Consider the following 22,262-nt stretch of genomic DNA (forward strand, 5'->3'; position numbering starts at 1 on the left):
TCGCATGAACGTCGTGAGTCGCATGAACCAGACCGTCACCTTCCGGCTGTCGGCCCCGCCGGTCTCCGGCGTGCTGCGCCCCCGTCTCGTCCTGGTCTCCCTGGTCGCCGCCGCGGTCGCGTTCCTCGCCTTCTGCCTGGGCCTCGGGCTCGGCGAGGTACGGCTGGGGCTGGGGGAGGTCGTCCAGTCGCTGGTGGGCGCCGGCGACCAGGGAACGGCCTTCGTCGTACGGGAGCTGCGCCTGCCCAGAGCGTTGACGGGTCTGCTGGCCGGTGCCGCGTTCGGCCTGTCGGGCGCGCTGTTCCAGGCGATGACCCGCAACCCGCTGGCCAGCCCCGACATGATCGGCGTCACCCAGGGGGCCGGGGTCGCGGTCGTGGCCGGGATCGTGCTGGGGGTCGGCTCCGGGCTCCAGTTCCTGGGCTTCGCCGGGGCCGTGGCGGCGGCGCTGGTGACGTACCTGCTGGCGTGGCGGCGCGGCGCGAGCGGCGGCCGTTTCGTGCTGGTGGGCATCGGGCTGTCGTGGATGTGCACGAGCGCCACCGAGTTCCTCATGGTCACCAGCGACGACTTCCAGGCCCAGCAGGCTCTCGGCTGGCTGTTCGGCAACCTCAACGGCCGCACCTGGGATCATGTGACGCCGCTGGCCGTCGCCCTGGCGCTGCTGGTCCCCGTCGCCCTCCTGCTCGGCCGCTGGACCCGCGCGCTCCAGCTCGGCGACGAGGTGGCGACCGTGCTCGGGGCCCCGGTGGGGGCCGCCCGGCTGGCGCTGCTGATGGCGGGCGTGGGGCTGGTGGCGTTCGGGACGGCTGCGGCGGGCCCGGTGGCCTTCGTGGCGCTGGCCGCTCCCCAGATCGCGCAGCGCCTGGCGCGCACGGCCGGGCCGCCGCCGCTGGCCTCGGGCCTGGTGGGGGCGTTCATCGTGCTGGGCGCCGACCTGGTCGCGCGGCTGCTGATCCCGGACGTGGAGCTGCCGGTCGGCGTGGTCACCGGCGCCCTGGGAGCGCCCCTGCTGCTGTGGCTGCTGACGCGGGGCCGCCGCCGGTAGGCGCGGCGGTCACACCGCGTGCCCGAGGCGGAAGAGGCCGTCCTGGCCGTGGGCGCGCTCAGGCTGCCTGCGGTCGGTGCGGCGACCGTCACGTGGTACTGGGCGGGGTCAGGTGACGGGAACGATCTCCGCGCGGGTCAGGGTGCCCCGTTCGATGGTGAGCAGGCCCAGCGTGCCGTGCGGCTGGCGGCGGCGGTCGGTGGGGGAGCCGGGGTTGAAGATCCGCAGGCCCTCGCCCGACTCGTCCAGCGGGATGTGGGAGTGACCGAAGACGACCAGGTCGGCGTCAGGGAAGCGGCGCCGCAGGCGGGCCAGGCGACCCTTGGCCGGGCCGCTGTCGTGGATCATGCCGATCCGCAGCCCGTCGAGGGTCAGTTCCAGGGTCTCCGGCGCGGCCACGTCGGGGCCGTCGTTGTTGCCCTTCACCACGTGGACGGGCGCGTACGCGGCCAGCTCGGCCAGCACGGAGGGCACGCACACGTCGCCCGCGTGCAGGATGGCGTCCGCGCCGCGCATGTGCTCGGCCACCCGGGGCGGGCACGAACGCCAGCGCCGGGGCGCGTGCGTGTCGGACAGCACGACGACCTTCACCCTCTCAGCCCTGCCCACCTCCGGACGGCCCATCCCCGCAGGTCGCGTATACCCATGCCACCTCTTTCCGTTGTGGGGCGGCGAAGGGCTGGGGCCGGTCAGATGGGGCGCCGGTGGTGCCAGCGTTGCAGGAGGGCGGGGAGTTCGCCGAGCAGGAATTCGTAGAAGGCGTGCATCTGGGCCAGGCGCTGACGGGCGGGATCGCCCTCATCGGTGGCGGCGATCCCGGCGGCCGCGGCTTGGAGCATGGCCTGGATGACGGTGTTCTGGCTGGTGAACAGGGTGGCCCAGGCGTCGTCGCGGAGCCGGTAGTGCTCGCGGCGGCTACCGGGCGATGGCAGGCGTTCGATCAGCCCGACCGTCAGAAGGGATTTGATCGCGCCGGAGACCGAGCCGGCGCTGGCCTCCAGCCGGTCTGCGATCTCGCCGGCGGTGACGCTTTCCTGGTCGGTGAACAGGAAGACCGCCAGGGTGCGCGCGGCCATGCGCTGTAGCCCGCCTTCGATCAGCGTCAGGGCCAGCCGTTCGGCCGCCTGCCACTGCTCATACCGGTCGTTCACGTGCTCGCCTCCTTGAGGGGAATCAGGATACCGAACACCCCAAGACTTCAGAAATTTCTGAAAAGTCGGTATATTCCTCATATCGGCCTCTCGCGAGAGGTCCGATGGTGTGCCGGGAAGCCTGGTCGGCGATGTGACCTCTCATCAGCGTCGACAGGAAGTTGATCCGGCGATGACCCTGCTCAGCCGTTTGTACGGCGTGCGTCCCGCCCTTCATCACCGGGTGCGGGTCCGGCGGAACGTGGAGATCCCGGCCGCCGATGGTGTGCGGCTGCTGGCCACGCACTACTACCCGGCGGGCCGGCGGCGGCCGCCACTGGTGCTGCTGCGCAGCCCGTACGGGCGCGGCAACGCCCTGGACCGGCTCCCTGCGCTGCTGGCCGAGCGTGGCTACCAGGTGCTGTACCAGAGCCTGCGCGGCACGGCCGGATCCCAGGGGCGTTTCGACGGGTTCGTCATCGACCCGGCCGACGGCGACGGCACGTTGAGCTGGCTGCGCGCCCAGCCGTGGTTCGGCGGCGAGCTGGCCACGTGGGGCGCCAGCTACCTCGGCCTCGTGCAGTGGGAGCTGGCCGCCCGGGACATCCCGGAATGGAAGATCGCGCTGATTCAGGACGCGCCGTCTTCCTTCGCCGAAGGCTTCATGTACCCCGGAGGGACCTTCGCCTCCGGGAACGCGCTCGGCTGGGTGCAGTTGGTGGAGCGGATGTTCACCGGCGGCCACGGCATCACCCGCCAGATGGCCGGCTTGGTCGGCGCCGCGCGGCGGCTGTCGCGTGCCACGCTCGCCCTTCCGCTGCAGGAGGCCGATCGGGCACTGACCGGGCACCCCGTGCCCTGGTTTCGGGAATGGGTCCGCCACGGTCCCGGCGAGGAGTACTGGGCGAGCACCGATCACCGCCCCAACGTCGCGCGCATGCCGCCGGTGGTGCACCTGCAGGGCGGCTGGCACGACTTCTTCCTGCCGGGGATGCTGGCCGACCACGCCGCTCTGGTCGCCGCCGGGCGTCAGGTGCGGCTGCTGGTCGGTCCGTGGAGCCACGGGCGCGGGCTCTACACCCGCGAAGGGCTGGCCGACGCGCTCGCGATGCTGGATGCCGCGCTGTTCGGGCGGCAGGCGGCCTCGGGCGTGCGGCTGTTCGTCACCGGCGCGGGCCGTTGGATCGACGTGCCCGCCTGGCCGCCCGCGCACGAGCCGACCGCGTGGTTCTTGCGCCCGGACGGCGAGCTCAGCCGTACCCCGCACGACGGCCAGAGCTCTCCCAGCCGCTACCGCTACGACCCCGCCGACCCGACCCCTACGGTCGGTGGCACGCAGGTGGGCATGTCGGCGGGGGCGAAGGACAACCGCGCCATCGAGGCCAGAGCCGACGTGCTCACCTTCACCACCGCGCCCCTGGTCGAAGACGTCGAGGCCGTCGGCCCGGTCCGCGTGCGCCTTCACGCGCGCTCGGCCAACCCGAACGTCGACTACTTCGCCCGGCTGTGCGAAGTGGACACGCGCGGCCGATCGGTCAACGTGTGCGACGGCATCGTCCGGCTGCACGACCCCGGCGACATCCGGGTGGCCGACATCGCCCTGTGGCCGATGGCGCACCGCTTCCGGCGCGGCCACCGCATCCGGCTGCAGGTCTCCAGCGGCGCCCACCCGCGCTTCGGCCGCAACCCCGGCACCGGCGAACCGCTCGCGACCGGGCGAGGACTGCGCGCCTCGGAGCACGAGATCTTCCACGACCACCAGCACTCGTCAGCCCTCTGGCTGCCCCTCACTTCAGGAGCATCGTGAAACTACTCGTTCTCGGCGGCACCCACCACGTGGGCCGCGCGATCGTCGAGGCTGCGCTGGAGCGCGGCGATGAGGTGAGCACGCTCAACCGCGGCCTCAGCCGCGACCCCGCGCCCGGGGTACGGGCGCTCATCGCCGACCGCACCGACCCCGAGACTGTGCGCCGGGCACTCGGCGACCAGGAATGGGATGCGGTCATCGACACGTGGGCCTGGGCGCCGAAGGCGGTGCGCGACAGCGCCCGCCTGCTGTCCGGCCGGGCCGGGCACTACGGGTACGTCTCCAGCCGCGGCGTTCACCGCTGGCCCTGGCCCGCGGGCGCCGACGAGCACGCGCCCCTGGTCGACGGCGACCCCGGCAGTACGGACGACGTCGACTACGCCGCAGCCAAGCGCGGCGGTGAACTCGCCGCTCTGGAATCCTTCCCCGGAGCGGCGCTGCTGGCCAGAGCGGGCATGATCCTCGGCCCGTATGAGGACGTCGGCCGCATCCCCTGGTGGCTGCGCCGCCTGGAAAAGGGCGGGCGCGTCCTGGTCCCCGCCCCGGCCCAGACGCCTCTGCAGTACCTCGACGTCCGGGATCTGGCCGCCTGGATGCTGCGCTCGGCCGAACGCGGCCTGAGCGGCGCCTTCACCACGACCGGCCCGCCGGGCGCGATCACCCTCGGCGACCTGCTCACCACGGCGCTGGAAGTCACCGGCTTCGACACCGAACTGGTGTGGGCGCCGCCGGAACTGCTCCTGCGGCACGGCCTGCCACTCGGCATGGAGCTCGGGCTGCGACTGCCCGACGGCAGCGCCCCGAGCGGCATGCACGACGCCGACGTCAGCGCTGCCCTGGCCGAGGGGCTCACCACGCGACCGCTGCGCGAGACCCTCGCCGACACCTGGGCCTGGCTGCAGGCCGAAGGCGACCCGGTGCCCCGCGCCGATGCGCCTTCCCCCGACACCTGGCTGGATGCCGCCGCGGAACAGCGGCTGCTCGACCAGCTCTCACGCTAAGGAAGCACCACCTCATCATGCGCGCCATCATCATCGGAGCCGGCATCGCCGGCCTGGCCACCGCCTTGCGCCTGCACCAGATCGGCTGGGACACCCTCATCGTCGAACGCGCGCCCGCCCGCCGCGGCGGCGGCTACGCGGTCACCTTCGGCGGCATCGGCTACGACGCCGCCGAACACATGGACATCCTGCCCGACCTGCTCAAGAAGGGCTTCACCACCAACGAACTCGTCTACCACAAGGGCGACGGCTCCCGCCGTTTCTCCCTCGACCGCGCCACCATCGTCGCCACCACGGGCGCGCGCTCGATCACCATCCTGCGCGGCGACCTCGAAGCCGTCCTGTATGAGGAGGTCCGCGACCACACCGAGATCCGCTTCGGCGCAACCCTCACCGCCGTCGACCAGGACGACCACGCCGTACGGGTGACCTTGACCGACGGCACCATCGAGGAGGCCGACCTGCTGATCGGCGCCGACGGCCTGCACTCGGCCACCCGCGCCCTGCTGTTCGGCCCGGAAGAGGACTTCCTGCTCGACCTGGATCACAAGGTGGCCGTCTACATGCTCGACCGGCGGCCCGACACCATCGCGCCGGGCGCCACCGGCACCCTGTCCTCCGGTGGCCGCACCGTCGCGGTCATCAGCATCCCCGACGGCCGCAACGTCGCCTTCTTCGGCTACCGCGCCGGCCACGCCCGGCCAGGCGAGGACGTGGCCACCGAACTGCGGCGCGTCTACGGCGACCTCGGCTGGGTCATCCCCGAAGCCCTGGCCGGCCTGGCGCGGGCCGATTCGGTCTACTTCGACACCATCAGCCAGGTCGTCGCACCGTCCTGGAGTAAAGGCCGCGTGGTCCTGCTCGGCGATGCCGCCTGGTGCGTCACGCTGTTCGCCGGATACGGCTCCTCACTGGCCGTCGGCGGCGCTGACCGTCTCGGCACCGAACTGGACGCCCACCCCGGCGACATCCCCGCGGCGCTGGCAGCCTGGGAGGCGGCCATCCGGCCCGAAGCCGAACGCAAGCAGAAGCTCGGCCGCCGCGTCAAAGGCTTCTACGCCCCCGCCAACCCCGCGCTGCTGTGGCTGAGCCTGCTACCGCTGCGACTGGCCTCCCTGCCGCCGATCCGCCGGTACATGACCCGTCGCTTCATCAAGGGCTGAGGTCGTAGGGCACCTGGCCGCACGCCGGGCCAGGTGCTGCATTCCTGGCAAGATCGCGCCCCTGGTGGGGGTGCGGGTGTCGGTGAGCCGGAAGCCTGGTCGGCCCTCGATCTTGGGATCGTGGGGCTTGGAGGCCGTTTCCGATGCGCCGGACCACGACTCTTCTCGGCTGCGGCCTCGCCGCAGGCGTACTCGTGCCAGCTCTGATCCTGACACCTGCATCGGTGCACGCGTGGCCTTCCACCCCCGCGTCGAAGGCGTGACCTGGGCGCTGACGCACACCATGACGCGTCGCTTCCCCAGCCTGGCGCTGCTCAATCCGGCCGCGTTCGTCGACCACCGCCTGCTCGATCGGCACGGTCTCGGCGCGGTCGTTGAAGACGGCCTCGGAGTCGGCGTAGCTCATTCGCCTTGGCCTCGGCCACGTTGCCGACCTCCGCCCGCCACTCGACCAGGGCCGGCCCGCGCTCGTGGAAGGCCCACCGGCACGCGGCGCGTACGGCCCGGCGGCGACCGCGGGCCTGACCCGTCAAGACAGTCTGGTTGCTCGGTGCTCCAGGTACCGCTGCTCCGGCAGGCTGGTGGTCAACCGCGCGGCCTCCCGGTACGCCTCGACCGCGGCCGCCGCGTCGCCGTCCATCTCCAGCAGGTGCGCGCGCACGGCCGCCAGCCGGTGGTGCCGCGCCATGCGCTCGTCGGCGGCCAGGTCGTCGAGCAGGCCGAGCCCGGCCCTGGGCCCGCGTACCATGGCCACGGCCACCGCGTGGTTGAGCCTGACCATCGGGTTGTCCTCGACGCCCATCAGCAGGTCGTACAGGGCGAGGATCTGCGGCCAGTCGGTCTCCCCGGCGCTGGGCGCCTCGTCGTGCACCGCCGCGATGGCCGCCTGGAGCTGGTAGGGGCCGACGGCCGTGGTCGACAGCGCCTTGGTGACCAGCTCCACGCCCTCGTCGACGAGACGGTGGTCCCACAGGCCACGGTCCTGCTCGGCCAGCGGGATCAGCCCGCCGCCCGGACCGGTACGGGCGGCCTTGCGCGCCTCGGTGAGCAGCATGAGCGCCAGCAGCCCCGCCACCTCGCCGTCGCCGGGCAGCAGCCGGTGCACGGCCCTGGCCAGCCGGATCGCCTCGGCCGTCAGGTCTGCCCTGAGCAGCTCGGGCCCGGAGGTCGCGGTGTAGCCCTCGTTGAAGATCAGGTACAGGACGTGCAGCACCACCCGCAACCGGTCGGCCCGCTCGCCCTCCGGCGGCAGCCGGAACTCCAGCCCGCTGGACCTGATGCGCTGCTTGGCCCGGCTGATGCGCTGCGCCATCGTCGCCTCCGGCACCAGGAACGCGCTGGCGATCTGCGCCGTCGTCAGCCCGCCCACTGCCCTCAGCGTGAGCGCGAGCTGGGACGCCTGCGACAACGACGGATGACAGCACAGGAACAGCAGCGTCAGCGTGTCGTCCTGGTCCGCCGGCCGGTCCTCGCCGGGTGCCGGGACCACGGACTCGTCGGCGGGCGCGCCGGCCGCCACGCTCTCCTCCCGGCGGCGGCGGGCGTGCTCGCTGCGCATGTGGTCGATGACCCGGCGGGAGGCGACGGTGATCAGCCAGGCCCGCGGGTTGTCCGGCAGGCCCTGCTCCGGCCACTGCACCGAGGCGTCCAGCAGCGCCTCCTGGACGGCGTCCTCGCACGTGTCGAACTGCTCGTAACGCCGTACGAGCGTGCCGAGGACCTGCGGCGCCAGCTCGCGCAGCAGGCGCTCGACGTCGTCGGCCCGCTCACCCCGCAGCACGTCCTTCACGGACCTCATCCTAGGGCCCGCGGGAGTGCGACCATCCGGAAAACCCCAGCTCACAACCCACCTGCCAAGGCATTTCAGCGATCCAGGGCCGCGTCACCGGCCGGAGCGCAGAAGCGGTCAGGTCCTGAGGCGGGCGGACGGGGCGGCGGTCGTCTTTGGGCGGCCCACCCTGGCCACGTGCAGGAGCGTACGGGGGTCCGCCACGCCCAGCCGGGCCGCCAGCTCCCGCCGGGTCGGCTCGCAGTCGATGATCTGGCTGAGCGGATGCGTGGTGTAACCGAGGGCCGACAGCCGCAGCCAGTGGCGCATCAGCAGGCGTCCCATCTCCACCCCGCCCCCGACCGGGCCGTCCGCTCCGCCCTCCGCCGCACCGTCCACCCCGCCCACCGCTGGGCCGACCAGCACCAGCACGTCCCCGTCGTAGTCCAGCAGCCCGCGGGAGGCCCCGGCCAGCGCGCGGGGCAGCCCCAGCCGCCGCAGCGCCGGGTAGAGCGCGAGCGAGGCCCGCAGGCCCAGTGTCTGCGCCCTGGTCAGGGCCAGGGCCCGGTCGCTGAGCCCGTCGAGGAGGTAGCGTCGGTGCCGCCGGGTCAGCCGCAGCCAGTCGCGCAGCTCCCGCGTCACCTCCCCGTCCCCGAACTGGCGCAGGTCCGCGGCGTGCAGCAGGTCGGCCAGGTCGCGGCAGGGCAGCCGCCGGGTCCCCTCCAGTGTGGCGGCCAGCTCCTCCGGCAGCCGTCCCGCGTGGTACTCGCCGCGGTTGACGCCCCTCGCCCGCACGTCCGCCGTCGTGAAGGGCGTCTCGTACCGCCGCCCGGCCGCGTACAGGAAGCCCACCCGCCGTGGGCCGGGGTCGGGGCGGAAGGCGACGGCGAGGCCCGCGTCCGCGCACACGATGAGGCAGCACTCCACGAACGCCCCCAGGCTGAGCCGCAGGTCGCGGCCCGTGGGGTCGCTGATGGGCAGGGCCCTGGCCGGGTCCCAGCCGACGGCCGCCTCGTCCCCGGCGTAGGCGAGCGTCCACGGCTGGGTGTTGTGCGCGCTCGGCGCGCGCCAGAAGTCGGGCTCGAGCGCCCGCAGCTCTCTCACGCCAGTTCCCTGTCGTAGAACGTGTAGCCGTGCAGCGGACGGCCGCCCATGGCGAGGTACTGGGCGGCCGAGCCGGGGTTGGTCCGCTCCACGTACGTGCTGCGCAGCGTGTGGTAGCCGCCCCGCCGCAGCCCTTCGTGCAGCTCGCGGGAGAGCAGGCGCATGTAGCCGCGTCCCTGCTCGTCCGGGACCGTGCCCTTGACGACGAGGACGGCCTCGCGGCGGTAGCGGGAGCGGGTGGCCAGGAGGCGGAGCTGGTGCAGCGGGTGCAGGTTGCCGCGGACCCCCGCCACGAACGCCGAGATGTCGGGCAGGCACAGCACGAACGCGATGGGCCGCCCCGCCTTCGTCAGGTACAGCAGCAGCGCCTCGTCCAGCAGGTGCGCCAGCCCGTCCGTCTGGGCCGCGAGCTGCTCGGCCGAGATCTCGGTGTAGTAGCCGAGCCGCGCGAAACTGGCGTTGAGCATGCCCCGCAGGATCGGCAGTTGCTCCTTCACCCGCCGCCGGTCGCCCCGGTGCACCTGTAGCTCCTCGGCCGCGATGCGCCCGTCGTCGAAGGTGAAGACCGGTTCGTCCGGCACCGGGCAGATCCAGGTGTCGGACTCGAAGCGGCGGACGAAGCCGTACGCCTCGTACGCGGCCGGACAGTACGGATGGTTCCACGCGCTGTCGATGAACCCCCGCTCGCCGAACCCGGAGGTGATGACCCCGCCCGCCTGGTTGGGGAGCAGTGAGACGGGCCCGAAGGCCGCCTTCCTGCCGTCGCGCGCCCCCGCCGCGCAGATCGCGTCGAACAGCTCCTCCGCCGCCTCCTCGGCGAACTCCGTCAGCCCGAACAACTGGGTCTCGCGGCCGAGCCTGGCGTCCAGCGCGGCGTCGGTGTGCAGCGTGGTCCTGCCGACCACCCGGCCGCCGCGCCGCAGCAGGTACATCGGCACGCCCCGCCGGTGCCAGGCGCGTACGGTGGCGTGCAGCGGCGGCACGAACCGTTCCCCGTCCGCCAGTTCCCCGCCCGCCAGTTCCCCGCCCGCTCCGGTCTCACGCGGATAGAGACGGTCGGTCAGGGCGAGGAACTCCCGCAGGTCGCGGGCGGTCTCCACCCGCCGCAGGCCCGACGTGCTCACGTGCGCCTCACCCGCGGCCCCTCGCCCTCCTCCGTGGACAGCGGCGTGAACGTCTCGATGTGCGCCATCGGCCCGCCCTCGGCCCGCCACACGCCGTTGCTGTAGCCCTCGGGCTCGGCCTGGTAGAGCCGGATGTAGCCGCCGGTCGCGTTCCTGGTGCCGTCGGTGACCCACCGCATGAGCCTGCGGTGGTGGCGGCTGCGGGCGAAGCGCAGCAGCGCGTCGCGGTCCTCGAAGAAGGCCAGCGTGCCCAGCGTGTACGGGAACTCCCAGTAGACCTTGTGCCAGCGGTAACCGCGCATGCGCTTCATGTCCCGCACCATGCGGAACCACGTCAGCGTGAGCGTGAGAATCGACAGCGGCCCGCGGTAGCGGGTCGCCCCGACGAACATCGCCGTCGCCTGCCCCTGCGGGGGCGCCTTGCTGAAGTCGGTGGTCCTCATGTGCCTATGCGTCCTTCACCAGGTAGACGTTCTTCGTCTTCGTCATGCTCGCGAACGGCCCCTCGCCCGGCCCGAACACCTTGATCCGCAGGTCGCCGGCCGTCGGGTCCTCCTTGAGCGACTCGGCGAAGTCGCGCGAGACGGCGCTCAGATGGGCCACGACGCCCTTGCGGCAGATCGCGGCCAGCTCCCGCGCGTCGACGTCGCCGCGTACCTCCAGGTTGATCACCGGCCGGTACTCCAGGCCCGGCAGCTCCTCCAGCGACAGGCAGAAGCGGTTGATCGCGGCGGCGTACGGGTTGGCCTGGTAGAGGCCGTACTCGACGTCCTGCGGGTAGAGGTTGGCCCCCATGTAGGAGATCGTCGAGTCCTTCCTGCCGTACAGGAACAGCAGCGGCAGGCTCATCCGCTCGTCGGTCCACATGCGCTCGTAGCCGTCGTCGCCGAGCGCCCGCCTGACCTCGGCGAGGGTGTGCAGGCGGGCCTCGTCGCCGACGTTGTAGCGCAGCTTGGGCTGCAGGCAGCTCTTGGAGTTGATGGTGCACAGCAGCTCGCCGCCGGCGTTCACCTCCAGGAACGTCTCCAGCGGGTTGTAGTGGAAGATCATCGGCAGCCGCTGCTCGCCCGGCCCGAGCAGGCGGTCGCGCAACTCCTGGTCGGTGGCGAGGCGCTTGCGCAGCCGTACGCTGAACCCGCTCTCCGCGCCCATCCCGATCGTCAGGTCGCTGGCGCCGTAGCCGGAGCGGACCTCCTCGAAGCGCTCCTCCAGGTAGTCGCGCAGCGCCTCCGTCATGCCCTCGCCGCCGACCATGCCGCGGATGCGGTAGTCCGCCCACGGGAAGCCCGCCTCGTCGAGGCGGTCGCGCAGGTGCTTGAGGAACGGCGGGTACGCCGCCACCACGTAGTCGTAGCCCGGCCCGAAGTGCTCCAGCGTGTCGGCGATCTTCTCCAGGTCGGGGCCGGTGTTCTTGACCATCGCGACACGGGCCATGGCGGTGCCGGTGGTGGTGCCGGTGGCCCACGCGCCCATCGAGTACGCGTTGATCACGAACAGCCGCCTGCCAGGGAAGACCAGCTCGATGTACCCGGCGGCGTTGCGGTAGACGCCCTTCAGCTCGCGCGGCCCGCGTACCCAGTTGTACGGCTTGCCGCTCGACCCCGACGACTCGTCCACGATCACGCCGGGCCGGTGCAGCCTGCCCTCCTGGCAGCGGCTGGCCTCGTCGTACACGGCGGCGTAGCTCTGCTTGGCCGTCTCGGGGAAGTCGGTCAGGCGGCGGGCGTGCTCGGCGCCGCGCGTACGCAGGAAGTGCCGGTAGGCGGGCACGTCCACGGCCGCGAACTGGCAGGCCACCCGGGCGTGCCGGGCGGCCACCCGGTCGAACGCGGGGTGGTAGCCGCGGGCGACCAGCCGCCAGATGGCGGGGTGCAGGGCGCCCAGCCGGTACGCGCCGGTCAGCATCCAGGAGTACGCCTGGAGCCGGGCCCGTCGCCAGCGCTGGCGGGGGGTGAGCGGCCCGAGAACGGGGCTGAGACGGGTCATGACGGGAGAGACTAGTGCTATTGGATAAAAGATGGCTTTACATCCGCTTTCACCGACAAGGCGGGAATTGAGGTCCTCTCGCTGTCCGGGCGTCAACGCGGCACGTCCCCTTCCGCGTTTCCTCCTACCGTGGGCGCGGAACCACGAGGAGGACTTGGTGATCGAACTGTCATGGCCGCAGGTCAGCGCGAGGCGGCTGGAACGCGCCGGGTTGGGCGCACGACCGGCGGGAGCGGCGGGAGCCGCGACCCCCGCCGAGACGGTCGCCGCCATGTGCGGGGCGCACGCCCAGGTGATGTCGGCCGGCGAGGCGTCCGTCGGACTGCGGCTCGACGGCGTGACCAGGACCGGCGTGCGGCGGGCCCTCTGGGAGGAGGGCAGCCTGGTCAAGACGCACGGGCCGCGCGGCACCGTGCACCTGCTGCCGTCCCGCGACGTGCCGATGTGGGTGGCCGCGCTGTCGACGGTGCCCGCCACGCACCAGGTCGCCTCCCCGAGGATCAGGATGACCCCCGAGCAGAGCGAACAGGTGGTGGCCGCCATCCGGGACGTGCTGGCCGGGGCCGAGCTGACGATCGACGAGCTGAGCGACGCGGTCGTCGCCGCCACCGGGCCGTGGGCGGGAGACCTGGTCATGCCCGCCTTCCAGGGCATGTGGCCGCGCTGGCGGCAGGCGATGCACCTGGCGGCGCACCGGGGAGCGTTCGTCTTCGGGGCCGGTCGCGGGCGCAAGGTCACCTACACGGCCCCGCCTGCTGCCGCGTCCGCCCCGTACGCGGGTGACGGGGCGGGCGATCTGGTCAGGAACTACCTGCGCGCGTACGGGCCCGCCACACCCGCGCACTTCGCCCAGTGGGCGGGCGGGCCGGTGGGCTGGGCGACCCAGGCGTTCCGGCGGGTGGAGCTGGAGGAGGTGCGGCTGGAGGGGCAGCCGGCATGGGTGCTCGCGGGCGACACCGAGGTGCCCGGGGAGCCGCCGCGAGGGGTGCGGCTGCTGCCGTACTTCGACGCGTACGTGGTGGCCGGGCGGCCCCGCGAGCTGCTCTACCCGGGTGCCGCGTGGGGGCGGGCGCTGGCCGGCGGGCAGGCGGGCAACTTCCCCGTGCTGCTCGTGGACGGCGAGGTGGCCGGCGTCTGGCACCAGCGGCGTTCAGGCAAGCGGATGGACCTCACGGTCGAGCCGCTGCGCGACCTCACCGCGGCCCAGTCGCGGGAGCTGGAGGAGCAGGTGGAGCGGGTGGGCGCGGTGATGGAGGCCACGCCGCGCCTGACGATCGGAACGGTCACCGTGGGGGCGCATGCCTGATCGCTCCCTATCGCGGTGCATAATAGGGAGCGATATGGAGCAATACACCGTGGAACAGGTTGCGGACCTCCTGGGTCTGCACGTCAAGACCGTGCGCAACTACGTACGCGACGGGCGGCTGCCCGCCGTGCGCGTCGGCAAGCGCTACCTGATCTCCAAGGAGGACCTGGCGGCCTTCACCGGGCTGCCGGTCCCCGGGCCCGATCGTCCCCGCCGCGCCGAGGTGTCCGCGATCGCGCAGGTCGACGGCGTCTCCCGGAGCGAGATGGACCGGGTCAGCACGATGGTCCTGGGCTCGCTGTCCGGCCGGTCGAGCGGGCTGCGGGTGGAGTTCGCGTACGACGCGGAGCGCGAGCACCTAAAGATCATCGTGCTCGGCGGGCTGGAGGAGACCGCCCAGGTCCTGCGGATCATCGACGCCCTGGTGCGGCCGTGACCCGTTCCCCGGTCATCGACGTCTGGAGATCGCGAATGCCCGACATCCACTGGTACGACCAGCACGGCGAGCCCCTGCGGGAGACCCGCGACGTGCTCGACCTCATCGGTGAGGTGTGGTCACAGAAGGCCGCGTGGGTGGCCGTGCCCGCCGACCGGCTGCCCGGCGAGTTCTTCACGCTGAGCACCGGCGTGGCGGGCGAGATCGCGCAGAAGTTCGTCAACTACGGGATCGGGCTGGCCATCGTCGGCGACGTCTCCCACCACGCCGAGGCCAGTTCCGCGCTGCGCGCCTGGATGCTCGAATGCAACCGCGGCCGGCACATCTGGTTCGTGGCCGACCCGGCGGAGCTGACCGCCCGCCTGGAGGAGCGCCCTATCCGGCCGTGACCGCCGCCTCGATGCCGTCGAGCAGCAGGGCCAGGCCCGTCGAGAACGTCTCGCTGACCCGGTGCTCCGTGTACGACCCGGCCTCACCGGGCTCGTCGTCGGCCGACTCCACCCACGACACCATGGGGTAGCGCGCGGCGAACCCGGGCGCCACCTCCTCCAGCAGGTGCGAGCGCGCCTGCCACCACTCCTCGTCCGACACCCCGGTAGCCGACGGGGCCAGCCGCGACTCCGCGACCGTCGTGGCCGCGCCCCGGACGAAGTCGAACAGCAGCGCCACCATCCCGCGCACCCCGCGCGGCCCCGCCCCGGTGCCGCGCAGGATCGCCACCAGGCTCTCCAGCGCGGCGAACTCGTTGGGCCCCAGCACCGGCCGCGCCTGCGACACCTGCAGCACCCACGGGTGCCGCAGGTAGAAGGCCAGCGTCTGCTCCGCCCACGACGCCACGGCCGGCCGCCAGCCGGCGCTCACGTCGTAGTCGCGGGGCAGCTCGGCCAGGGCCCGGTCGTACATGAGGTCGACCAGCTCGCCCTTGCTCGGCACGTAGGTGTAGAGCGACATGCCCGTACGGCCCAGCCGCTCGCCGACCCTGCGCATGGACAGCGCCGCCATGCCCTCGCCGTCGGCCACCGCGATGGCGGCGTCGACGATCGCGTCGACGCTCAGCCCCGGTTTGGGGCCCGGCCGTACCTCGCCCGGCTCGCCGTTGCGCCACAGCAGCGCCATCGACCGTCGCGCATCACCCTGGCCAGCGAAGACGACCAACGCGGAACTCCCCGTGCCGGACAATTCTTTGCGCCACAAGGCTATCAGCGGCTGAGGGCTCGATCGGCGATCGGCCCGGATCCGCGGGCGCGTGCCGGGGCGGGCCGGAGACGCCCCGGTCCGGGCACCCACTGGGGCACCGGGACGGGCAGGTGGGAGACGCGCCGGTCCTGGCACCTCACCGGGGCACCGGGACGGGCGGGCCGGACACGCGCCGGTCCCGGCACCCCACTGGGGCACCGGGACAGGACTGCGGCAAGTGGCTAGCCCAGGAGGGCGCCCGCGCCCGGGCGGTAGCCGTGGCCGATCCAGTTGCCGTTGCCGCTGGTGGGCCAGTTGCCCCGCTCCCACTTCCGCCACTGGTCCCCCCAACCGTGGTGGTGGTCCCCGTGGTGGTGGTCCCCGTCGTGGTGGTGACCGTCGTGATGGTGGTGGCCGTCGTGGTGGTGGCCCCAGCGCCAGTCGCCGTGCTTGCAGCCGTCGGCGTCGCGGGTGCCGGCGAAGACGCCGTGCTTGGTGACGTGGTGGTAGGTGACGTCCTCGTTCACACCGAGGCCGCAGTGGCGCGGGTAGGTGTGGTTCCAGTCGGTCCAGATGTCGGCGGCCGCGGTGCCGGCTGTCCCGAACAGCGCGGCCGCGGTGACCAGCGCACCGCCGGCGGCGATGAGGGTCCTTCTCATGATCTCCCCCTGTAATCACGAAGTGACATCGGCCATCACTATACGTAGCGATCTTGTGGTAGAGCTGCAGCGCCACGTCCGCTTTCGCCCAACAGGGGGCCGTTGAGCAGCAAACTCGGAGGTGTCACCGGTCGCGGCCCTACGCCCGGACCGGCCGCAATGACTGCCTTGCCCCACCGGCGAACGGGACGCCCCGGCAGATACCGGTCTCAGGGAGTTCCGGGAAGGAGCACCTCGGCGCCCACGGGAACGTACCCGGCCGCGAGGAACGCGCGTACGCTGGCCGCGTTGCCCGGCGCGATCTGCGCCCACACCGGCTCGGGGGCCAGATGCCTGGCGGCTGCGGCCAGCAGCCGGCCCAGCCCCCGCCCGCGGTGCTCCGGCTCGACCTCGACCGCAGCCTCCCACCGGCCCGCCACACCCCGCCCCAGTGCCAGCAGGCCGCCGTCCGCGGTCGTCCACACGCGTACGCCGTCGCGGTGGCGGCGGGCCCGCTCCGCCCGGGGGTGCGCGCCGCCGGTGATCTCGTCCAGCGCGACCGGCGGCGGGCCGGGCAGCGGCCCCGCCAGGCCGAGCAGGTCCAGGGTGCCGATGCCCCGGCCGGTCCGGCGGGCCAGGGCCTGGAGGAACGGCGGCGACATCGGCGCGGACAGGTCGCCGGGCGGGAGCAGGCCGCGGATCCAGCCGGGCTCCACGTCGGCGAAGACCACCGCGTGGGCGGTGAAGGAGAGCACGCCCACGTCGCGGGGCGAGGGCTGGGGGACGACCGTCAGGCCCCCGTCCGCCTCGGGGAAGCGTCCGCTCTGGGCGTCGGAGATCAGCTCCGCGAGAGGGCTCACGGCCGGCTCCGCAGCGGGCTCACGGTCGGCTCCGCAGCGTGCGTACGGCGGCGAGGTAGGCGTGGATGGCGTCCCGGTTGCGCGACAGGCACTCGACGCGCTGCTGGATGCGCGCCGCCTCCGCCTCCAGGAGGCCGGCCAGCTCGGGGGTGAGGCACTGGGGATCGAGGTGGATCGCGTCGGTCCGGTCCAGGAACGGCAGGATCCGGCGGATGATCTCCGTGGTGAGACCGGAGTCGAGCAGCCCTCGGATCTGCTGTACCCGGTAGACCGCCGACTCGGGATACTGGCGGTAGCCGTTGTCGGCGCGTTCGGGGTGGAGGAGGTCCTGCTCCTCGTAGTAGCGCAGCATGCGAGTGGGCACGCCGGTGCGTTCGGAGAGCTGTCCGATCCTCATGCCGCCGCCGTTCTTCCGCCGCCGTTCCCGACCGGCCTCGCGGGGGCGTCCGGCCGGGCTTGCCTTCACACTGATGTGAAAGTTTGAGCATGGTCGCATGTCTGATGTGGTGATCGCCAGTGCCAACGGTGCGCGCCGGATGCCCTGGGCGGGGTTGCTGGCGTTGTTCGCGGCGGCCTTCACGGCGGTGATGACCGAGTTGCTGCCCGCCGGGCTGCTGCCGCAGCTCGCGGGCGCGCTGGGTGTGCCGGAGGGGCGGGCCGGGTTCCTGGTGACGGCGTACGCGGTGGCGTCGTTCCTGTCGGCGGTCCCCGTGACGGCGCTGCTGCGCGGGTTCGACCGGCGGCCGGTGCTGATCGGGGCGCTGGCGGGGTTCGCCGTGCTCAACGGGGTGACCGCCGTCTCGTCCTCCTACGCGGTGACCTTCGGGGCGCGGGTGCTGGCCGGGGTCATGGGCGGGGTGCTGTGGGCCATGCTCGTCGGGTACGCGGCCCGCATGGTGCCCGTCGAGCGGCGCGGGCGGGCGATCGCGATCGTGTCGGCGGGCATCACCGTGGCGCTGTGCGCGGGCATCCCTGCGGGGGCGGCGCTGGCGTCGGTGTCCGGGTGGCGCGCGGTGTTCTGGCTGCTGGCCGTGGTGCCCGTCGTACTGATCGGGTGGGTGTGCTGGTCGGTGCCGAACTTCCCCGGCGAGCGGGCGGGGGCGCGGACGCCGTTGCGGCGGGTGCTGCTCGTGCCCGGGGCGCGTACGGTCCTCGGGGTGACGTTGCTGGTGCTGGTGGGGCACCAGGCGGTCTACACGTATCTGGCGCCGTTCGTGGCGGCGTCCGGGGGCGGGCGGGCGAGCGTGGTGCTGCTGGTGTTCGGCGTGGGCACGGTGGCGGGGATCTGGGCGGTCGGGGCGGTGATCGACCGCTTCCCCCGAGGGACGCTCCTGCTGGCGCTGGGCCTCGTGGCGGGCGCGATGGCGGTGCTGGGCGTGCTCGGCGGGTTCGCCGTGCCGGTCGCGGCGGCGGCGTGGGGGGTGGCGTTCGGGGGAGTGCCGACGCTGTTGCAGAGCGCGCTGGTGAACGTGGCGGGGGCGGGGAACGCGGACGTGGCGACGTCCTTGCAGACGACCGTGTACAACGCGGGCATCGCGGCGGGGTCGCTGGCCGGTGGGGTGGTGCTGGAGGGCGCGGGGGCGGGGGCGCTGCCATGGACGGCGTTCCCGCTGGTGGCGGTGGCTCTGGCGGTCGCGGTGGCGGCGCGCCGCCATGCCTTCCCCGGCTCGCCCTCGGCCCCAGGACGGCCACCGGTGCCCGACCTGTCCTGAGCGGCGCCGGGCCGCTCAGGGCCGCCCGCGACGCGTTGCGGGGCCACCCGCGCGCAGCCGATAGCATGAGTGGAGTGCGCAACCCGCCCTACATCTGTTCCCTCGACGCCGCGATGGACGTCGTCGGGGGCAAGTGGAAAGCACTGATCCTCTGGGCGCTCGACGTGCGCGTCCACCGCTTCGGTGAGCTGCGCAGAAACCTGCCGGGCGTCAGCGAGAAGGTGCTCGCCCAGCAGTTGCGCGAGCTGGAGGCCGACGGGATCGTCGAGCGGACCGTCTACGACGAGACGCCGCCCCGGGTCGAATACTCCCTCACCGCCGAAGGCGCCGCCCTCTACGCGGCGCTCGGCGCCCTGGGCCGCTGGGGCGCCGACCGCATGCGCAAGCTCGACCTCGTCCCCACCCACGGCCAGGAGTGACCCCGCCCCCCGGCCCGGGTCAGGAGGGGGACTCGGGCCCGAGGCGGTGGTCAGGAGGTGCGGAACGTGGTCAGCACGGCGGCGTGATCCGAGGTCCAGGCGTTGCCGCGGTGGTCGGGCACGGGCGCGGGGGTGCCTTCGACCAGGGCGTTCGAGCCCGTCACGCGCAGCGGGCCCGCGTAGTAGACGAAGTCGATCCGGTCCTGCGGCTCGGGCTCGCCCTTGTGCGAGTCGTAGCCGTAGCCGCCGGTGAAGACCGGATAGATCGGCGACCAGGTGACGCCGGGCACGGACACCGGGTCCGGGTGCGCGACCCTGAAGGAGTCCAGCAGCCCCGCCTGCGCCGGCAGCACCGAGGCCGGCCACGGGACCGCCGGGTACCCGCAGCGGCGGGTGTCCTGCGTCCAGTCCAGGTGTGACGGGGCGTTGAAGTCACCCGTCAGCAGCACCGGCGTACGCCGCGCCGCCGCCAGGTCGGGCCGCATCTCCTCCAGCACGGCCTTGATCTGGGGCGTGCGCCCGGAACGCTCCTCGTAGGCCAGCAGTTGCTCCTGCGTCAGCTTGCCGAAGCACGCGTCGTACGGCCCGTACGGGGTGTAGCCGAGGTGGACGTTCCACACCACGACCTCCTGGCGCTCGCCGATCCGCACCCGGACCTTCGTCGCCACCGACAGCGGGCCGCCCGTCACCGGCTCCTTGCGTTCGGTGATCGGGTAGCGGCTGATCACGCCCAGGTCGGTGCCCGCCTGGTGGTAGTCCCAGCCCAGCGCCTCGGCCAGTTCGCGGGTGGACGTGGCCGAGGTCTCCTGGAGCCCGACGACGTCCACGCCCGACCGGAGCAGGAAGCGCAGCTCCTTCTCCCGCCCGCCGTCGACCTGGCTGCCGCCGTGCCACAGGTTGAAGCTCATGACCTTCAGCTCGGGCACCAGGTCCTGGCCCGGCCGGCGGACGGTCACGCCGATCGTCGCCGTGCTGGTCTCGGCGCGGGCGTTGCGGGCCTCGACGCGCAGCGACGCCGGACGCAGCGAGTCGGGCACCCGGGGCGTCCCCGTGACCTCGCCGTCCGCCGACACCTTGATCCACTTGGGTCCGCTGACCTTGCGGAAGGTGAGCCCGTCGGTGTCCCCGCGGACCAGCCCGCCCACCGCCGCCCGGTACGGCTCCATGGCGCGGGCGTTGCGCAGCCCGAAGGCGTCGGTGACGAAGTGCAGCGGGGCGCTGCTGGTGATCCGTACCTTCACCGGCGCGGCCAGCCACCCGTAGCCGTCACGCGCCAGGGCGAAGACGATGTAGTCGCCCGGCTCCAGCCCGTCGGTCGGCAGCGTGGCCTCGCCGCGCTCCCCGGCGATGTACGTCCATCGCAACGACGGGCCGACGTACCTCTCCTCCACCGGGCCGTTGCCCGGGTCGGTGTAGAGGCCGAGCCAGTTGGTCGGGTCGGGGCGCGGGGTGCCGTAGGTCAGCTTGATCGGCTCGCCGCCGCGTACCGTCGCCGAGGCCACCTCCAGCGTGCCGTCCGCGGACGCGGGAGCCGAGGGCGACGCCGACGCCGACGCGGGTGTGACGTATGTGAACAGGACGAACATCGCCATCCCCAGCGACATGAGCCAACGCATTCCAGCCTCCTCGACCGACACCGTGCAGCGTGAGCCGGACGGGTGACGATCATGTGTACGGACCGTGGCAGCAGACCGGCTGCCGGAGGACATGCTGGTGAGCCCGCGCTCCCGGCACGGCGGGCGCACGAGGCCGATGGGGAAAGCCACCCATCCCGATGACCGGACGCGTGGCGCCGCCGCCGTTACCCGCGGGCGTTGTCCGGGCAGGTCAAAGGGGGAGTGCCATGGAGACCAGTGACAGCGTCGCCCACGAGGAGCGGCACGAGCTCAGCGGGGAGCTCGTGCGCGCGCTGTTCCATGGGCTGCGCGTGGGCATCTACATCGTGGACGCCGACGGGAAGATCATCATGGTCAACCCCACCGCCGAGCGGCTGCTCGGCCGCTCCGCGGATGAGCTGATCGGGGCCGACTCGCACGACCTGCTCCACAGGAACGCCGACGGCAGCCCGATCCCGAGGGAGGAGTGCCCCCATCTCGCCGCCGTCAGCGCGAACACGAGCGTGCGCAGCGACGAGGCGTACTACACCCTGGGCGGCGGCGGGCTCATCGCGCTCGGCCTGTCGATCGCGCCGATGCGACTGGGCAAGGAGGGCGGCCGCGGAGGGGCGGTCCTGCTCTACGACCTGAGCAGGCACAAGGCCGCCGAGCGGGAACAGGCGGCCCACCTGACGGCCCTGGAACGGCTGACCGGGCGGCTGTGGCTGATGACGGAGGTCACCACCGTGCTCGCCTCCACCCTGGAGGTGAAGGAGGCGCTGCGGCGGCTGTCCCGGCTCGTGGTGCCCCGTCTGGCCGACTGGGCCGTGATCGACCTGCTCGACCAGGACGGGACCCCGCGCCGGGTCGCGGTCGTCTCGCGGCAAGCGCCCGGCGGCGTGGGGGAGGAGGCGGAGCGCCCACTGCCGCGGGCCACGGCCGCCAGATCACCGCTGGTACGGGTGCTGCACGGCGCCCCCGCGCTGCTGCTCGGCGCGCAGGACCTGGCCGGGCTGGACGACGAGGCGATCTGCGCGCGCAGCGGGCTGCTGGCGGAGATCGAGGCCACCTCGCTGATCATCGCCCCGCTGGGCACGCCCCGCCGCGTGCTGGGCGCCCTCACCCTGGCCCGGTGCGGCCCCTCTCCCGCCTACGACGAGTCCGACCTGGCCTTCCTGCGCGAGATCGCCGCCCGCGCCGGGCTCGCCGTGGACAACGCCGAGATGTACGAGCAGCAGCGCCGCATCGCCGAGACCATGCAGCGCCACCTCATCGCCCCCATCGTGGACATCGAGGAGTTGGAGGTGGCCGTCCGCTACCGGCCCGCGCCCCCCGGCTCCCAGGTCGGCGGCGACTGGTACGACGTCTTCCGGCTCCCCGGCGGCGCGACCGCCCTCGTCATCGGCGACGTGATGGGCCACGACCTGCAGGCGGCGGCCCAGATGTCGCAGATCAGGAACATGCTGCGGATGGTGGCCTGGGCCGAGCGCACGCCGCCCAGCCTGGTGGTCGGGAGGCTCGACGACGCCCTGCCGCACATCACCGACGGCCTGATGGCCACGCTGGTCCTGACGCTGGTCGAACAGCACCAGGACGGCACCTGGTGGCTGCGCTGGACCAGCGCGGGCCATCCGCCGCCGCTGCTGGTCGACGACGACGGGTCCGCCCGCTTCCTGGAGGAGGGGCAGGGCCTGATGCTCGGTACGGGGCTGCGTACCGACCGGCCCGACGCCGGAGTGCGGATCCCGTCGCGCGGCACCATCCTGCTCTACACCGACGGCCTGATCGAGACCATGGAGGCCCCTCTCGAGGTGGGCATGAACCGGCTGCGCATGCACGCCGCCTCGCTCGCCGGTGAGCCGCTGCCGTACTTCTGCGACGAGGTGCTCGCACGGATGCGGCACGACGTGATCGACGACATCGCCCTGCTCGCCGTCCGCCTCCCGTGGCCGCCGGACAACCGCGGCTGACCCACCCACCAGACCGGTG

The 22,262-nt window shown here is 73.0% G+C and carries 22 protein-coding genes; 10 read left to right on the forward strand and 12 right to left on the reverse strand.

Annotated elements, in window-relative coordinates; translation table 11 throughout:
* Positions 1-4 precede the first annotated feature (4 nt).
* Positions 5-1,048, forward strand: a complete 1,044-nt coding sequence (locus tag ACZ6S0_RS21850) for a FecCD family ABC transporter permease (protein WP_465920489.1) — start codon at positions 5-7, stop codon at positions 1,046-1,048.
* A gap of 108 nt (positions 1,049-1,156) precedes the next feature.
* Here the strand turns inward: ACZ6S0_RS21850 and ACZ6S0_RS21855 are convergent, their stop codons facing one another.
* Both ACZ6S0_RS21855 and ACZ6S0_RS21860 read right to left on the reverse strand, forming a co-directional pair.
* Positions 1,157-1,639, reverse strand: coding sequence for a metallophosphoesterase family protein (locus ACZ6S0_RS21855; RefSeq protein ID WP_465920491.1), 483 nt, complete (start codon positions 1,637-1,639; stop codon positions 1,157-1,159).
* Positions 1,640-1,737: 98 nt separating this feature from the next.
* Positions 1,738-2,199, reverse strand: a complete 462-nt coding sequence (locus tag ACZ6S0_RS21860; protein ID WP_465920495.1) for a GbsR/MarR family transcriptional regulator — start codon at positions 2,197-2,199, stop codon at positions 1,738-1,740.
* A 172-nt stretch (positions 2,200-2,371) separates the two neighbouring features.
* Between ACZ6S0_RS21860 and ACZ6S0_RS21865 the strand changes: the two genes are divergently transcribed.
* Genes ACZ6S0_RS21865 through ACZ6S0_RS21875 form a run of 3 tightly spaced genes read left to right on the forward strand, consistent with a single transcriptional unit; the run spans position 2,372 to position 6,149 of the window.
* Positions 2,372-3,985 carry a CocE/NonD family hydrolase gene (locus ACZ6S0_RS21865; protein WP_465920497.1) on the forward strand — a complete coding sequence of 538 codons (1,614 nt, stop codon included), beginning with the start codon at positions 2,372-2,374 and terminating at the stop codon, positions 3,983-3,985.
* Positions 3,982-4,986 (forward strand): NAD-dependent epimerase/dehydratase family protein, encoded by a 1,005-nt coding sequence (locus ACZ6S0_RS21870; protein ID WP_465920500.1) that lies wholly within the window; start codon positions 3,982-3,984, stop codon positions 4,984-4,986. Before ACZ6S0_RS21865 ends, ACZ6S0_RS21870 begins: the two co-directional genes overlap by 4 nt.
* Before the next feature lie 17 nt (positions 4,987-5,003).
* Complete coding sequence (locus ACZ6S0_RS21875) at positions 5,004-6,149, forward strand: FAD-dependent monooxygenase (RefSeq protein ID WP_465920503.1); 1,146 nt, start codon at positions 5,004-5,006, stop codon at positions 6,147-6,149.
* Positions 6,150-6,678: 529 nt separating this feature from the next.
* Here ACZ6S0_RS21875 and ACZ6S0_RS21880 read toward each other — a convergent pair.
* The 5 genes from ACZ6S0_RS21880 to ACZ6S0_RS21900 all read right to left on the reverse strand — a co-directional run bounded on the left by ACZ6S0_RS21880 (position 6,679) and on the right by ACZ6S0_RS21900 (position 12,131).
* Positions 6,679-7,929 (reverse strand): RNA polymerase sigma factor, encoded by a 1,251-nt coding sequence (locus ACZ6S0_RS21880; RefSeq protein ID WP_465921168.1) that lies wholly within the window; start codon positions 7,927-7,929, stop codon positions 6,679-6,681.
* A gap of 126 nt (positions 7,930-8,055) precedes the next feature.
* A complete protein-coding gene (locus ACZ6S0_RS21885) occupies positions 8,056-9,021 on the reverse strand; it encodes a hypothetical protein (RefSeq protein WP_465920507.1) in 966 nt (321 codons plus the stop codon).
* Positions 9,018-10,145 carry a hypothetical protein gene (locus ACZ6S0_RS21890; RefSeq protein WP_465920510.1) on the reverse strand — a complete coding sequence of 376 codons (1,128 nt, stop codon included), beginning with the start codon at positions 10,143-10,145 and terminating at the stop codon, positions 9,018-9,020. The genes ACZ6S0_RS21885 and ACZ6S0_RS21890 overlap by 4 nt, the downstream gene beginning before the upstream one ends.
* Entirely contained in the window at positions 10,142-10,588 is a 447-nt protein-coding gene (locus ACZ6S0_RS21895; RefSeq protein ID WP_465920511.1) for a DUF4188 domain-containing protein, read from the reverse strand. Before ACZ6S0_RS21895 ends, ACZ6S0_RS21890 begins: the two co-directional genes overlap by 4 nt.
* Before the next feature lie 4 nt (positions 10,589-10,592).
* Complete coding sequence (locus ACZ6S0_RS21900; protein WP_465920514.1) at positions 10,593-12,131, reverse strand: phenylacetate--CoA ligase family protein; 1,539 nt, start codon at positions 12,129-12,131, stop codon at positions 10,593-10,595.
* A gap of 157 nt (positions 12,132-12,288) precedes the next feature.
* Between ACZ6S0_RS21900 and ACZ6S0_RS21905 the strand changes: the two genes are divergently transcribed.
* From ACZ6S0_RS21905 to ACZ6S0_RS21915, 3 genes are read left to right on the forward strand one after another with little or no spacing between them, the layout of a single operon-like run.
* Positions 12,289-13,437 (forward strand): winged helix DNA-binding domain-containing protein, encoded by a 1,149-nt coding sequence (locus ACZ6S0_RS21905; protein ID WP_465920516.1) that lies wholly within the window; start codon positions 12,289-12,291, stop codon positions 13,435-13,437.
* Positions 13,438-13,471: 34 nt separating this feature from the next.
* Complete coding sequence (locus ACZ6S0_RS21910; protein ID WP_465920519.1) at positions 13,472-13,873, forward strand: helix-turn-helix domain-containing protein; 402 nt, start codon at positions 13,472-13,474, stop codon at positions 13,871-13,873.
* Positions 13,874-13,908: 35 nt separating this feature from the next.
* The gene (locus ACZ6S0_RS21915) at positions 13,909-14,262 is read left to right on the forward strand and encodes a DUF4180 domain-containing protein (RefSeq protein ID WP_465920522.1); all 354 of its coding nucleotides are present in this window, start codon (positions 13,909-13,911) and stop codon (positions 14,260-14,262) included.
* Here ACZ6S0_RS21915 and ACZ6S0_RS21920 read toward each other — a convergent pair.
* The 4 genes from ACZ6S0_RS21920 to ACZ6S0_RS21935 form a co-directional block, all read right to left on the reverse strand.
* The gene (locus tag ACZ6S0_RS21920; protein ID WP_465920526.1) at positions 14,249-15,028 is read right to left on the reverse strand and encodes a TetR/AcrR family transcriptional regulator C-terminal domain-containing protein; all 780 of its coding nucleotides are present in this window, start codon (positions 15,026-15,028) and stop codon (positions 14,249-14,251) included. The genes ACZ6S0_RS21915 and ACZ6S0_RS21920 overlap by 14 nt on opposite strands.
* 263 nt (positions 15,029-15,291) lie before the next feature.
* Positions 15,292-15,708, reverse strand: coding sequence for a hypothetical protein (locus ACZ6S0_RS21925; RefSeq protein WP_465920529.1), 417 nt, complete (start codon positions 15,706-15,708; stop codon positions 15,292-15,294).
* A gap of 209 nt (positions 15,709-15,917) precedes the next feature.
* A complete protein-coding gene (locus tag ACZ6S0_RS21930) occupies positions 15,918-16,547 on the reverse strand; it encodes a GNAT family N-acetyltransferase (RefSeq protein WP_465920531.1) in 630 nt (209 codons plus the stop codon).
* A 19-nt stretch (positions 16,548-16,566) separates the two neighbouring features.
* Positions 16,567-16,944 carry a MerR family transcriptional regulator gene (locus ACZ6S0_RS21935; protein ID WP_465920534.1) on the reverse strand — a complete coding sequence of 126 codons (378 nt, stop codon included), beginning with the start codon at positions 16,942-16,944 and terminating at the stop codon, positions 16,567-16,569.
* Between the two features lie 97 nt (positions 16,945-17,041).
* Here ACZ6S0_RS21935 and ACZ6S0_RS21940 point away from each other — a divergent pair, with 97 nt between their 5' ends.
* Both ACZ6S0_RS21940 and ACZ6S0_RS21945 read left to right on the forward strand, forming a co-directional pair.
* A complete protein-coding gene (locus ACZ6S0_RS21940) occupies positions 17,042-18,259 on the forward strand; it encodes an MFS transporter (RefSeq protein ID WP_465920538.1) in 1,218 nt (405 codons plus the stop codon).
* A 65-nt stretch (positions 18,260-18,324) separates the two neighbouring features.
* Positions 18,325-18,678, forward strand: a complete 354-nt coding sequence (locus ACZ6S0_RS21945) for a winged helix-turn-helix transcriptional regulator (RefSeq protein ID WP_465920541.1) — start codon at positions 18,325-18,327, stop codon at positions 18,676-18,678.
* A gap of 50 nt (positions 18,679-18,728) precedes the next feature.
* On the opposite strand, the gene ACZ6S0_RS21950 is transcribed toward ACZ6S0_RS21945, so the two are convergent.
* Positions 18,729-20,294 (reverse strand): endonuclease/exonuclease/phosphatase family protein, encoded by a 1,566-nt coding sequence (locus ACZ6S0_RS21950; protein WP_465920543.1) that lies wholly within the window; start codon positions 20,292-20,294, stop codon positions 18,729-18,731.
* A gap of 227 nt (positions 20,295-20,521) precedes the next feature.
* On the opposite strand from ACZ6S0_RS21950, the gene ACZ6S0_RS21955 reads away from it, so the two are divergent.
* Entirely contained in the window at positions 20,522-22,243 is a 1,722-nt protein-coding gene (locus ACZ6S0_RS21955) for a SpoIIE family protein phosphatase (RefSeq protein WP_465920547.1), read from the forward strand.
* The last annotated feature ends 19 nt before the right edge of the window (positions 22,244-22,262 follow it).

The organism is Nonomuraea sp. NPDC051298 (genome assembly GCF_055586305.1).